Genomic DNA, 13,472 nt, shown 5'->3' with positions numbered 1-13,472 from the left:
TCCCTCCCTTGGGGGGGGAATGGGGCCGATTGTAGTACCGGGTAGAGTATGCGTGTTTCGTTAAGCCGCTTCCATCAGGAGGATAACGCCCTGACGTTCGCTATCAACGCCAATCAGTGGGGTACAGGTGACTCGACAACTAAAGGATTGGCCGCGACGGTTGATGGTGTCGAGCACCACTTCCACCCGATTTTCACCGTTGAGACAGGAGCGAATGGCGTCTCGGAGCTGATCGACGGGTAGACCAATATCTAAATTCCAGAAGGACTGGCCTTCGACTTCTTCAGTACGCAGACCCCAAAAATCTTCGGTTTCCTGGTTCCAGGTCAAAATGTTAAATTGCCGGTCGAGAACCGCTACACCAGCCTTGATACTGGCCAAAATTGAGTTTAGATAGGCATTGGCCTGGTTGGCCTCATCGGTCCGCAGCTGGAGTTCGTCGTTAATGGTTTGCAGTTCTTCATTGGTGGACTGGAGTTCTTCGTTCATGGTTTCCAGTTCTTCATTGGTGGACTGGAGTTCTTCGTTGGTGGTTTCCAGTTCTTCGTTGGTGGACTGCAGCTCTTCGTTAGTGGTTTCCAATTCTTCGTTACTGGACTGGAGTTCCTCGTTGGCAGTTTCTAAGTCCTGGTTTGAACGTTGTACCTCAGTTTGCAGCTCATGGTAACGGGTGACATCGAGGAAGGAAATGCTAACGCCGATCAGCTCACTGTCGGTTTCTCGCAGCGGTACGAGCTGCACGTCTAAAAATTGGGTGGCTCCATCTGGCAAGACCCGCGCCACATTTTTGAGTTGGATGGATTGCTGTTCGTTATAAACCTGCTCAATGAGCGATCGCAGCTCTAGGGGCCGATAGGAAATTTCCAGATCCCGCAGGGGCCGTCCCAGATCTTGAAGACCAATGTTAAACGTAGTACGCGCCAAATGATTAGCCATCACAAGGTGACCATTAAAGTCCACCACCAGCTGGATCACAGCACTGGCGTTAAAGGCAGCGTCCCGCAACCGGACTTGCACCGCTAGGCGACCGCCTGCTTCTTGGTCGCCGCCCTGGGCCAAGACTAGGAGACGATCGCGCATATTCACGCTGGAGACTTTGCTAAAGATGCGGTGCTGCAGATTGATGGGCGTAAACAAATTGGCATGGGTGAGCAGCATTTCTGCTTTACCTAAAAAAGTCGCCCCTGATGGGTTAAGGGCAAAGTGAAACCGGGCCAAAATCCGACTCTGGGTTTCGGCATTGAAATACATCAGGGTATTACGGCAAAGCAGCAGGTCAAGGCGAGAAATGGGGGCATCTTGCACCAGGTCATGGCGGCCAAAAATCACGCTGCGGCGCAGGTCTGTGCGAAAAATATAGTTCTCTGCTAGGGGTTCAAAGTATTTGTCTCGCAGGGCCTGGGGTATGGTTTCCAGGTCTTGGGCGCTGTAGCTGGCATGGCGGGCTTCTGCTAGGGCTTCTTCATCCACATCGGTAGCGTAGATTTTGACTCGCTGGCGAAACTGCCCTGGCCCCAAAATTTCAGCCAGGATCATGGCTAGAGTATAAGCTTCCTCGCCGGAGGCACAGCCTGCACTCCACATGCGAATGGGCTCGTCCGGTGCTTTTGCACTCAGTAAACTAGGTAATAAATCATGCCACACGTAGTCCCAGGCAAGCTGATCCCGAAAGAACGAGGTGACGTTGATCAAGATGGTATTAAACAGCAGCGTAAACTCTTCGGGATGGACCTCTAGATAGTCGAGGTAGTCCCCAAAGGTCTGAATATTGTGGGTGCGCATTTGTTTGGTCACCCGCCGCTGCAGAGACGACCGTTTGTACCCGGTAAAATCAAACCCGCGAGTTTGTCTCAAAAACTCTAGCAGGGTTTCAAAGATTTGGGAGTCGTCCTGGGGAGTCTGAGGATTCATTCAGCGTCACTGGCCGCCACCAGGGTCATTAAAGCAGGGGCAACTTCAGATAACGGTAACACGAAGTCCACTGAGCCCGTCCGTATCGCGGTTTGGGGCATCCCCGAAAATTCGGCGGTATTTTGATCTTCAGCAATCACAGTGCCGCCCATTTCCTTGATGGCTTTCACCCCCATGCCACCATCGCTGCCAGTGCCAGTCAATACGACAGCAATGGCTCGGTCTTGGTAACTAGCGGCCACGGAGTCAAACAGCAGGTCGGCTGAGGGCCGGACAAAGTGAACCAGTTCGGTCTGGGTCAGGGATAGGGTACCGTCTGGGTTGACTAATAGATGCCGATTGGGCGGGGCGATGTAGACGGTGCCTGGCTGCAGCCGGTCGTCTATGACGGCTTGTTTAACGGTGAGGGGGGTGCGGCGGCTGAGGATATCGGCCATCAGGGAGCGATGGCGAGGGTCCAAATGCTGAACAACGACGATGGCGGCGGGAAAGTCAGATGGTAACCCACCCAGGACCGTACTGAGGGCGCTCAGGCCACCGGCTGAGGTTGCGATCGCAATAATCTCAAACGCCACTTTCTCATATACAGCTGGGTCACTGGAGCTAGGCACGCTCATAGTTACAAAACGTTTAACTTGAAACGTTTTAAGAAGACATCCAATGTCATTACAGCAAGTTTCCCTTGCATCTCAATGGTTCTTCTTACTAGCATATCCTGCGTCCCCCTCAGAGAACACTGACAAAACGATTGCCGTTGCTGATCGAAAGCAAGAATCGCTCGATTCAGACGTGTTGTATCTTGCGTCTTTTTAAGGCCAACCGTTGTAATTTTTGCGGAGTCGACGTTTGGCAAACACCTCGCGTAGCCGTAGGCGTTAGTCTATAGACCGTGTTATTGGGCAGTTGCCCATGACGGTCCGCAATCACCTGGTTAAACCATCGCTCTAGGCCCATGGTAATGGTCTCTAACCAAGGAACAGCACGCCCTCCTGTGAGCTGACGCAACAGCGGATACAAAAATGCTCGGTGACGACGATAACCTAGCTGCTTATAGCGCTGTAAAAAGTAGTCGTCCATATCTAAGTCCCATTTTTGCTGAAAATGCATAAGACTTTCAACTTCCCAAATATCGCTCCAGCGCAGCATAAAGTAGGCTAAATCTGACCAGCGATAGGACACCGGAGAAACATGGGTGACAACGGCCGCTGGCTCACAGTACATCTGCCCACCAGCACGATTAACACTCAGACAAAAATCGATGTCATCTTGGGTGCTTAGGAGCTGTTCATCCAAGGGGCCGATGTGCTCAAAAATATCGCGCTTGATCAGCACACAGTTCAGTTCTGCAAATTCACAGGCACGTCTGTATAGCTGATGTTTAATTGCAGCGGCAGAACGATTGGCAAGAAACGTTTTTTTATAAACGCGTCGTCGAATCTGGTCGCCCTTAGCATCCATAAAAATTCTGACCTCGCCCCCTGCTAGGTGAATGTGATTATGCAGCGGTTTGCCAACACAGGTAAGCGGACAGACAACGGCAGCGTCAGTCTCTTGGGCACACTGCCACAGCTTTTCTAGCCAACCAGGAGAGACATGAATATCATTGTCAATAAAGACCACATAGTCTGTGGTCACTTGACTGAGCCCCAGATTACGAGCCTGATTTGGAGCGAGGAAATTATCAGTGCGTAGTAAGGTAAATCTCCTTTTAGCAGCCGCGCGAAACAGATAGTTTTGAATATGCTTTGGAGAACCCGCGTCAATATACACCAAATCAAACGGTATGTTGGTGTATTTGTAGATACTTTCTAAAGATTGTTGCGTATAGCTAAATCTTTCTCGCGGGGCCACTACGATAGTAATGGATGGCTTTAGTGCAGGCGCGGCACTTGTGGTAAGACGTGTTGCAGCAGTCATGGGAACTATCCAAAAATTAACAGCGAGGACAATGGGACAGTAGCGGTCGATATAACCGTGGACCTGAATCCAGATGCGCTTTTAATTTCGTTGCTGAGATAAGAGATGACTCGGCCTGTAAAATGTGCCACTAGCCAGCATTCTACAGATGCAATCATAGCGAGGATCAGCAACACCCTTATATTTTCCCTGATGCATTATTTTCTCAGACAGGCTGAGAAAATATATAATGTTAATTCAACGCTCCAGTAGTGCCATTGAGCGATACTACTGAAAAGTATGACAGACGAAACTAAGAGTGTCATGAAGTGAGCATGAGACTATCTTCATGAAAATCAGCCAGTATTGAAGCCTAAGTTCTGCTGTGGGGGCATATCAGCAATCCTTAGCTATCTTTTTAAATCATAGGCTAGTTCTCATCAAGAAAACTCAGTATAAATGGGTATTTTTAGTAAATCCTTCATAAATGGGGCTTTGGGGCCTCATTCAAATTATATTGATCAATAGTAAAGGGTTTTATAGAGATCTAGCTAACGAATGCTGATGTAGTCTTCTATGTATTTAGATGCCGTATTTTTACTGATGCTATTTCTTCAAAGACCTCACGAGCGTTGGGGGAAGAGACGTTCCATGGAATGTCTGAATTAGATATTGATTGCCTGGACAATGGGGCGGTGATTTTTGGGGTAGTGGATGACGCTCAGGTGGCCGGGTTTGAGAGCAAGCCTGGTAGCGGTGTCTGGATGACCGCCTAGGGTTTTCATGAGTAGGGTTTGAATGTGGGTCGCGGGTGCGATCGCAATCCCAGTTCTCAGCATTTCAGTAGAATAAAAAGAGCTAGTTCGCACCCCTTGCCAGTCTTGGAGAAAGTTCTCTCGCTCATTTGAAAACCAAGTGATGCTTGGATGATATTGCAGTAAGGTCGGCAGCCACCTCTGACCTGTCGCGAGGCAAAAGTCTAACTTAACGTCAGCAAGGCGGTGGGCCAGCCGGTCACAGACAGTAGCAGTCAGCCCGTCCTTTGCCAATAACAACAATCGTAGACCTATTTTCCCAGCCTTTAGTTTGGGCAACGTTTCTTTGATGGCAGTAGTCTGGTTGAGCTGACTGAGCTGCACCTGCTGTCCTGAAAATTCCAACATGCTAATACCGCAGTTAGACTGTTGTAGGCTGTGGTGATCTTTTGCAGATAGCCCCAGGGCCGTGCTGATCAGGGCATGGTTTGTCCCGCCATGGCTAACCACCAATATAGTTTTACCTGCAGCATAGGGCAGGCCAGCCCAAAACGTTTGGGCTCGTTTATAGAGATCGTTAATGGGAAAATGATAGGTGCCGTCGGCAGCTGGTAGCTTAAATTCATCAGGGTGCTGTTGCCAGCAGGCATAGGTATCTTTGTGGTGGTGACGCACATACTCGTAGGTGAGTCCTTCCCATATAGACAGATCAATCTCTCGAAGATAGTTACTCACGGTTACGGAGATGGTCTGCTTATCATCCATGGCTTTGAGAATCTCTCCGGCGGTTTGCTTTGCCCGCATCAGGGGACTGGTATACACAGCATCAATGGAGATATGCCGCAGATAGTCTCCTACCTGGCGAGCTGTTTCAATTCCTTTTAGAGTCAGTACGGCCTCATCTGAACTGCCCTGGTAGCGGCCCTGATCATTAAAGGTACTGCGCCCATGGCGAACAAGGATAATCCGACTGGGTGAACAATCAGGGTGCATGGCTTCTTGCTGGTAAATCTGACAAATAACTACCGGACTGCAGACGATACATTTGGGCATAGCGACCGGCCTGAGCCATTAGCTGGCCATGGGTGCCTTGTTCTAAAATGCGACCATGTTCGATATAGAGAATCTGGTCGGCATGCCGAACGGTGCTGAGATTATGAGAGATCCAGAAGCTGGTTTTGCCCTGGGTGAGTCGGTTAAGCGCATCGCTGACAAGGGCTTCGTTGGTGCTATCAAGACCGCTGGTGGGCTCATCAAGGATGACAATGGGTGCTTTGCGAATGGCGGCGCGTGCGATCGCAATTCGCTGTCGTTGACCACCGGAGAGAGTGGCTCCCCGCTCGCCGAGAATGGTGTCATATCCCTGGGGCAGCTCCATAATAAAGTCGTGGGCATTGGCTAAGCGTGCCGCTGCCTCAATTTCCACATTGCTGGCTCCCAGGGCACCATAGGCAATATTGTCGCGAACACTGGTGGCAAACAGAACGCTATCTTGAAGCACAATGCTGATCTGCTGTCGCAGCGACGTCAGGGTATACTCCCGCAGGTCGTGACCGTCGATGTGTACACCCCCTTCAATCGGGTCGTAAAATCGTAGTAACAAACTGATCAATGTGGATTTGCCACCACCGGAGGGACCGACAATGGCGATCTGTTCTCCAGGTTTAGCGGCAAAGGTGAGATTGCGTAGAATTCCCTTTTCTGGGTCGTAGGCAAAGGTAACATTTTGACAGCGCACATCACCACGAAACGCAGGGGCGGATTTAGCTCCCTTAAGGTCACGGACATCGGGCACCGTATCTAACAGGGCAATCACACGCTCACCGGAAGCAACAGCTTTGGCAATTTGTCCGGTGTACTTGGCCAGCTGGCGCATGGGCTTAAAGGCGACTTTTAGATAGGTGATAAACACCAGCAGATCGCCCGGTGTAGCACTGCCAGCTAGCACTAGCTGCACCCCGCGCCACAGCACCAAGGCTTGAACGATGGCCACCAATGCCTCTACGAGACGCTCCTGTCCGGCTCGCAGTCGCTGGGTTTCGGCACTTTCTTTGAGACTTTTACGATTGTTTTTAGCAAAGGTTTTTCCTAAAAAATCCTGTAGGGATAGGGCCTGCACCACCTTGATCGCACCAATGGCTTCAGCGGCAGAGGCGGCCATGGCTCCTTCACGTTTGCGCTGGGTGCGAGCCACCTTATGGATCTTTTTTGACATGGTGGTGGTGGTGAGAATAAAGAAGGGTAGAACTGCGATCGCAATCAGCGCCAGTTCCCAATTGATCCAAAACATCACCCCTACCATACCGATCAGAGTGAGAAAGTGAGTCACCAGCGGCAGCGCTGCCACTACAGTCACCTCTCGCAGTCTCTCGATGTCATAGGTAACCCGAGTAATCAGATCGCCACTCTTTGCCTGAGTATGAAAAGACAGCGACAGGGCCTGAATATGGTTATACAGCTGACTCCGAATGTCAGCCATCACATGGGTGGCGGCTACGGCCATACCAACGGTGCTAAAGTAGGCTGCGGTCCCTTGGCCAACTGAAATCACCACGAGAGCAGCGGCAAGGATAGTCAGGACTAGGAGCGGTGAGAACTCTGCTAGAGCTTCAATATTATGACCGTGGACGTTGAACCCGGTGGGGAGGATAACGCGGTCAAACATGAGCTTGAGTGGCCAGGGGCCCAACAGACGGAGACCTGTTTCTGCCAGGAGAGCGAAGAATGCACCGATGAGTAGGTGAGATTGTTTACAGATATGAGGCCAAAAGCGATAGGTGATGGATTGAAGGCTGGGGAGGGAGGCTGTAAAGGATTTTCGTTTGGCCATGGTACTGGGTGGGATGTTTGGTGGGGTGTTACGCTGCGCCCTGTTATGCTTCACATCGTAAAAGGGAGTTATCTCTTTTTTACCCAGACGGCTTACTCATTATTTCCTGCGGTCGAGTTTGTAGTCTATCGCCATACAGACTCTCATAGCGTTCAGTGATGATCCGATTTAGCTGACGCTCCAAGCGAATTGCCAACTTCTCTAGCCAGGGTATGGTTCGTCCCCAGGCTAGTGTCCGGACTAATGGCCGCAAAAATGCATAATGTCGACGATGCCCTAGACGCTGGTATCGTTTTTTAAAGTACTTATCCTTATCTAAATTCCACTTCTGTCGAAAATGTTTTAGGCTCTTGACCTCCCAATCATCGCTCCAGCGCAGCATAAAGAAGGCCAAGTCTGACCAACGATAGAGAATATCTGGCACATAGCTGACAACAGAACTAGGCTCACAGTAAATTTGACCGCTTGATTGATTGATCTGTAGACAAAAATCGATGTGCTCTCGGGTACTGAGCAGTTTTTCGTCCAGGGGGCCAATCTCTTCAAAAACTGAGCGCTTAACTAGCATGCAGTGAAATTCGGCAAACTCACAGGCACGGCGCTGTAGCTGATCTTGTACATCAGCCACAGCACGATTAACAAAGTAATGCTTTTCGTGGACTCGACGACGGACGTTGTCTCTCTTGAGTTCAGTAAAGATGCGAGCCTCACCACCTGCTAAATGAATCTTTTGGTGCAATGGCTTACCAATACAGGTCAAAGGGCAGACAACAGCGGCATCGGTTACTTGGGCACACTGCCACAGATTTTCTAGCCAGCCATTAGAGGCATAAACATCATTGTCGATAAAGAGTACGTAGTCTGTACTGACCTGGCTGAGCCCAAAATTTCGAGCTTGGTTGGGGGCTAGAAACTGTTCGGTGCGTACTAAGGTAAAGCCTCTTTCTAGCGCCGCCTGATGTAGATAGTTTCGGACAGCCATGGGAGAGCCTCCATCTACATAAACCAGCTCAAAGGGCATCTGGGTATGTTGATATATACTCTCTAGAGACTGTTGGCTGTAGCTAAATCGTTCTCGGGGGACGACCACAATTGTAAGGCTGGGTTGAGATGTGGAGTCTGGTGTTGCGGTGGAGGCTGTAACAATGGTAGAAGTCATGATAAATCTCCTGAAATCGGTTGTTAAAACAAACGGCTAAAATTAAGGAGCTGTTGCAAAAAACTTGATAGCGTTGGTATTTCCCCCTTTTTGAAGGGGACTAGGGGGGATCATTCAGCATTGATAGGTTTCGCCGATCCCCCTCAATCCTCCTTGAAAAGGCTACGGTGTATACACATCTAGAAGATTGAACTGGAAAGTAGCTCTAACTCCTGCATTACCCCTCATCCTAAATCCTTCTCCCTGGGGGAGAAGGATTTTGAGTCTAGCTCCCCTTCTCCCTGGGGGAGAAGGGGTTGGGGGATGAGGGCTCGAAGCTTTGAGCTTACTCTTCGACTTGTGTATACACGGCAGCTTGAAAAGGGGGAAGCCAGACAACTCATGCAGTTAAGCATTAACGACACCTAAGAGACCAATACGGTCAGAGGGCAATCCAAAACCTGTTGGTAGACCTTAGCCCAGTTCCGTTGTTCAACGATCGGTGATAGTTCTTGTCGAACAGTAGTTTGGGCATTTTTTCCTAGGCGCTGTCGTAGCTCAGGTGATTGTGCTAGCTCAAGAATGGCGGTCTTCAGCTCGCTACTAGAGCCGGGGGATACGACCAGACCGTTATAGCTATGCTCTAAAATCTCACCAATGGCGTCTACGTTGGTACCGATAATGGCTCTCCCTGCTAACATCGCTTCAAGCAGCGCGTTGGGACATCCATCATGGAGAGACGGAATGGCGTAGACATCCATATAGCGCAGATAGGCCATGCCCTCGGTGCGAGGCACCATGCCAGTAAGCACAGTGTTGTCTGCCATGCCACTATCGCGGATAGCGGCTTCCCAGTAAGGCCGCTCTCGTTCGGCAAAATCGCCCACCAGTAGCAGTGTGATAGGTAATGTTTGTTTGAGATCGGCGCAGGCATCTAGGAGATACTCCAATCCTTTTTTGTCCCGAAATCGACCCACGGATCCGATCACCAATCCCTTAAGCTGACTGGCCAGGGGCGGAGTGGAGTGTCCAGAAAATTCGACCGGTTGAATTGAGTTCCAGAAAGCGCTAGATCTGTTTTTGATAGCGGGGACAAGCACTTGACCACGTTTTTGGAGGTCTCGGCTGACAAATGTGACCCAGTCAGAGCTTTCTAAAATCCAGCTGATTTGACCGTGCTGTTTGGGGCTAAACACATGTTTGTGCAAATCGCTACCTCGCACACTATTGATAATGGGAATCTGTTCTTCTTTGGCTAGCAGGGTGGTGATAAAGCCGGTTTCATTAATAAAGAATCCATGGAACAGGTCAAACCAGTACTGATAGTGAAGCTGTTTGAGCTGAAAATAAATCTCGCTGCGGTAGTCTTGCAAAATGGGAGTATTAGACCGACTAGCGGGGGTCAAACGGTGGACCTGAATGCCGTCCTGATTGGTGGCACTACAGTCTGAGCGATGGTAGCCTTCGGCCTTACGCTGTTTAGAATGGAAGACGGCAACATGAACCTCGTAGCCGATGGACTGTAATAGCTTGGCAATACGGGCAACAGATTCACCTACTCCGCCGACGTCGGGGGGAAACTCGAGGGTGGTAATACAGACTTTGGATTGAGTCATGGATTTGGGGAGATTAGATAGGGTGTTGAGAACGTTGGCTTCGACTCCGCTCAGCCAACTCGGTGCTTCGACTCTACGCAACCAAAAGGTTTGTGGAACGGTTATGAAAAATCAGACTAGGGCTTCTTGCTCAACCAGGGCTTTGACTTCAATGGCTGTTGTTTCCACTCCTCGCAGACAGAAATGGTTGCGGGTGGGGCGATGCTCCAGGGCTTTGATGATTTCACGGGCTAATAGTGTGGGTTCAAGCATGTTTGGAGCGATGACTTTGACAATACCTAGTTCCTCTAAACGGGTTGACCGCAGCCGCTGTTCTTGGTCATCGTTGCCGGTAAAGGGTAATTGCATGGCGGGAACACCGGTCTGTAGCACGTTGAGGGTGGTGTTATAGCCGGCCATGCTAATAGAGAGATCGGCTTTGGCCATGTAGCTCAGTAGATCCGGCGTATAGCGCTGTACGGTTAGATTGGGACGTAGCGCTGCGATCGCACTCAAACGCCCAAAAATATCATCTGGGGCAAAGGGTCCGGTAAACATCTGGATGTGATGGGGGATTTGATCGGCTAGAAACTGGCTGGCGTCGGCAACACAGGTTAGTAATTCATGGCCAAAGCGACCACCGCCGACGCTGACGAGAATTGTTGGCGGGTCTGCCTCTGTTCTGGGGGCAAACTGGCGATCCATATCTGGAACAACATAGCCGGTATAGTACACATCGCAGGTGAGATCCTGCACCCGAGAAAAGCTGTTTTCTAAGGGGACAAAGTCAGGATCGCCGTGGATTAGCAGCTGGTCAAAGTGACGGTTCATCAGCTTACACACTTTTACTTCGTGGCGAGCCTGATCCTGTTTGGTGACGACAATATCGCGCAGGCTGCAAATGGTCTTAGCCCCATAGTCTTTGGCTCGCTCTAGTAGGGGGATCAGCTCGGTGGAAAAGCGACGACGGCCAAAGGGGAAAAGTTCTACCATGACGGCGGTAGGACGGATGCGATCGCACACTTCCAGCAGCAGTTCACGGCGATAGGCCAGTGCCGCATCGATATCGGTAAATCCGGCTGGCACCTGCAGCTCCCGAAAATTAGAATCTGTTTTAATCGCCGGTAGGTTAATGACTTCAATCCCCTCAGGTATGGGAAAATCCTGAATTACTTCCCCACCATTGACAAAGTAAACTTGGAAATCTGGGCTCAGGCCTCGGACAATGGCCATGCTACGAATCAAGTGGCCGATACCTAAAATGTGCTGACAATAAAACAGTAGAGTTTTCATAGTGTGTGTGATTGAAAAAACAGATCGAGATTGATTGAGTATTGAACCCTGTCCTAAGACGTCGCCAGCTTGAGCAAATCACCCAGCACCCGGTTCTGCGGTCTCATGGGCTGCTTGACTGCCTCCATCAGCCAGTTTTTGACGGCTCCCACGTTACTGGTAAGACCAAAATTCTCTAATACGGTCAAACGACCGGCTATACCCAGAGTTGTTCTCAGCTTAGGCTGACGAATTAGAGCCTCTAGGGCTTGCGCTAACGAAAGCGCATCTTTTTCGGGGACGAGTACGCCATTGCCGTTAGACGTTACCAGTTCGGAAATGCCTGAGATATCGGTGGAAATCACCGGTATTTCCATCGCCATGGCTTCTAGCAATACATTAGGAATACCATCGCGATCGCCATCATCAGTGACTAAACAGGGCAGAACAAATATATTGGCCTTTTGGTAATACTCAATTAGCTGGTTCTGGGTGAGCTGACCCACCAGGGTGACGTGGTCGGAGAGACCTAGCTGTTTAATCTGTTGTCGAATAGCATTCTCTAGAGGACCATAGCCGACAATGGCACAGCGAAAGAACATCCCCGTCTGCTTGAGTAGATAACAGGCTTTTAGTAAATAGGGAAATCCTTTTTTCTCGCAGAAGCGACCCACACTTAGGATTAAGGGAATTTTAGATAATTGCGTCCTGGGCTCAGGGCTAAAACGAGATAGGTCTAAGCCGTGGTAGGCCAGATGAATAGGCGTACGGGAGGTGGAAATCTGTTCAAGATAGCGTCGATTGTAGTCAGTACAGGTGAGGACAAACTCTGCCTTGGCCATGCGGCGATCGAGGGCAACATTATCAGTGAGATAAATGTCTTTGGCATGGGCCGTGATGCTGTAGGACAGCCCAGAAAATGCCTGGGCGATTTCGGCAGTGGCGGTGGGCACATTGGCAAAGTGGGTATGGAGGTGAGTAATGGCCAGCTGCTGCTGCTTCCAGGCGAGATAGCCGCCTTGTAAAAATTCGTGCAGCCGTCGGTCTTCGTGACGGCTCAGGTAAAACTGAAGCGTGCTGAGATAATGATTACCATCTTGTTGAAATAGTTTGATGTGGGCGTCAAGAAGTTCTTTCTCTATCGCTTGACTATACTCAGGCAAAAGTGAAGGAAGATAGGTAACCGGAGCGTTGACCTGAGCGACACCGGGATGAATGCGAGATTCAGAAGGGCGTCTAAGCGAGAAAATGTGGAGATTCAGACCCTGTCGTTCAAGCTCCAATATCTCGTTGAGGATAAAGGTTTCTGACAGTTTGGGATAGGTTTTTAATAAAAACCCAATTAAAGGACGCATGGTAGTTCAGCTAGAGTAGGGTTGACTGAGGGAGGTGGGCAGAGGTCCTGTATTAGCTGGGCAATGCGGGGAAGTCCGTCAAGGCGAAAGCTGCTAATGGCAAATGGTTTAGTAGTCAGGGCCTGGTGAAGAGTGCGGTACAGCTTCTGAGGTGTGAGCATCTGGGGATGGATGGCGTATAGTAAACCGCTATCGGCAAACCGTTTGGCGCGCATCCACTGTTCTTGCACAGGGCGCGTGCGAGGAATAACAACAGCAGCTTTACGCAGCGAGAGAATCTCACAGGTGGTGTTATAGCCGGCCATGGCAACTACGGCATCGGCGGCATTGAGATAGCTAATTAAATCGTCACTAAATTCTAGAAGTTGAATATTGGGATAGGAGGCTATTTCAGATTGAAACTGCTGTTGTTGTTTAGCAGGCATCTCGGGTCCGGCAATAATTACTGTTTTGGGTACGGATTTATCGGCGGCAATCTGTTGACAGACGCTTTCGAGATAGATTTTGATCAGCTGCTGTCCATCGCCACCGCCACCGGGAGTCACGACCACTAGTGGCTCTTCTGGATAAACGCCTAGCTGCTGACGGAGGGTCGCTCTGGGCGTTCGGCCACAGCCTCGGCTGAGATAGCTGCAGAATTTTACCTTGCGTTGCAGCAGTAGAGGAAACTGATATTCGTCAGGCAGGTCAAAAATCTCAGGGGTGCCCACGACCCATACC

10 protein-coding genes are annotated in these 13,472 nt (G+C 50.1%); all 10 read right to left on the bottom strand.

From position 1 onward, the window contains the following. Positions 1-60 precede the first annotated feature (60 nt). On the bottom strand, positions 61-1,911 hold the full coding sequence (locus IQ260_RS17195) for a CheR family methyltransferase (RefSeq protein WP_193994340.1): 1,851 nt from the start codon (positions 1,909-1,911) through the stop codon (positions 61-63). After that, positions 1,908-2,528, bottom strand: coding sequence for a chemotaxis protein CheB (locus IQ260_RS17190; RefSeq protein ID WP_193994339.1), 621 nt, complete (start codon positions 2,526-2,528; stop codon positions 1,908-1,910). Before IQ260_RS17190 ends, IQ260_RS17195 begins: the two co-directional genes overlap by 4 nt. A gap of 166 nt (positions 2,529-2,694) precedes the next feature. Continuing rightward, a complete protein-coding gene (locus IQ260_RS17185) occupies positions 2,695-3,828 on the bottom strand; it encodes a glycosyltransferase family 2 protein (RefSeq protein ID WP_193994338.1) in 1,134 nt (377 codons plus the stop codon). A 644-nt stretch (positions 3,829-4,472) separates the two neighbouring features. Next, the gene (locus tag IQ260_RS17180; protein WP_193994337.1) at positions 4,473-5,555 is read right to left on the bottom strand and encodes a histidine phosphatase family protein; all 1,083 of its coding nucleotides are present in this window, start codon (positions 5,553-5,555) and stop codon (positions 4,473-4,475) included. Beyond that, the gene (locus IQ260_RS17175; protein WP_193994336.1) at positions 5,545-7,392 is read right to left on the bottom strand and encodes an ABC transporter ATP-binding protein; all 1,848 of its coding nucleotides are present in this window, start codon (positions 7,390-7,392) and stop codon (positions 5,545-5,547) included. The genes IQ260_RS17180 and IQ260_RS17175 overlap by 11 nt, the downstream gene beginning before the upstream one ends. Before the next feature lie 79 nt (positions 7,393-7,471). Then, complete coding sequence (locus IQ260_RS17170) at positions 7,472-8,551, bottom strand: glycosyltransferase family 2 protein (protein WP_193994335.1); 1,080 nt, start codon at positions 8,549-8,551, stop codon at positions 7,472-7,474. Positions 8,552-8,955: 404 nt separating this feature from the next. Continuing rightward, the gene (locus tag IQ260_RS17165) at positions 8,956-10,146 is read right to left on the bottom strand and encodes a glycosyltransferase (protein ID WP_193994334.1); all 1,191 of its coding nucleotides are present in this window, start codon (positions 10,144-10,146) and stop codon (positions 8,956-8,958) included. Between the two features lie 111 nt (positions 10,147-10,257). Next, positions 10,258-11,418, bottom strand: coding sequence for a glycosyltransferase family protein (locus IQ260_RS17160; protein ID WP_193994333.1), 1,161 nt, complete (start codon positions 11,416-11,418; stop codon positions 10,258-10,260). A 53-nt stretch (positions 11,419-11,471) separates the two neighbouring features. Beyond that, entirely contained in the window at positions 11,472-12,752 is a 1,281-nt protein-coding gene (locus tag IQ260_RS17155; RefSeq protein ID WP_193994332.1) for a glycosyltransferase, read from the bottom strand. Next, positions 12,740-13,472, bottom strand: a 733-nt coding sequence (locus IQ260_RS17150; RefSeq protein WP_265579531.1) for a glycosyltransferase family protein, incomplete at its 5' end; no start/stop codon positions are given. The genes IQ260_RS17155 and IQ260_RS17150, both read right to left, overlap by 13 nt.

This window comes from Leptolyngbya cf. ectocarpi LEGE 11479 (assembly GCF_015207065.1).
Taxonomy (GTDB): Bacteria; Cyanobacteriota; Cyanobacteriia; order Phormidesmidales; family Phormidesmidaceae; genus Leptothoe; species Leptothoe ectocarpi.
Note: the sequence above shows the minus strand (reverse complement) of the source record. Positions and strands in the feature narration are given on the sequence as shown.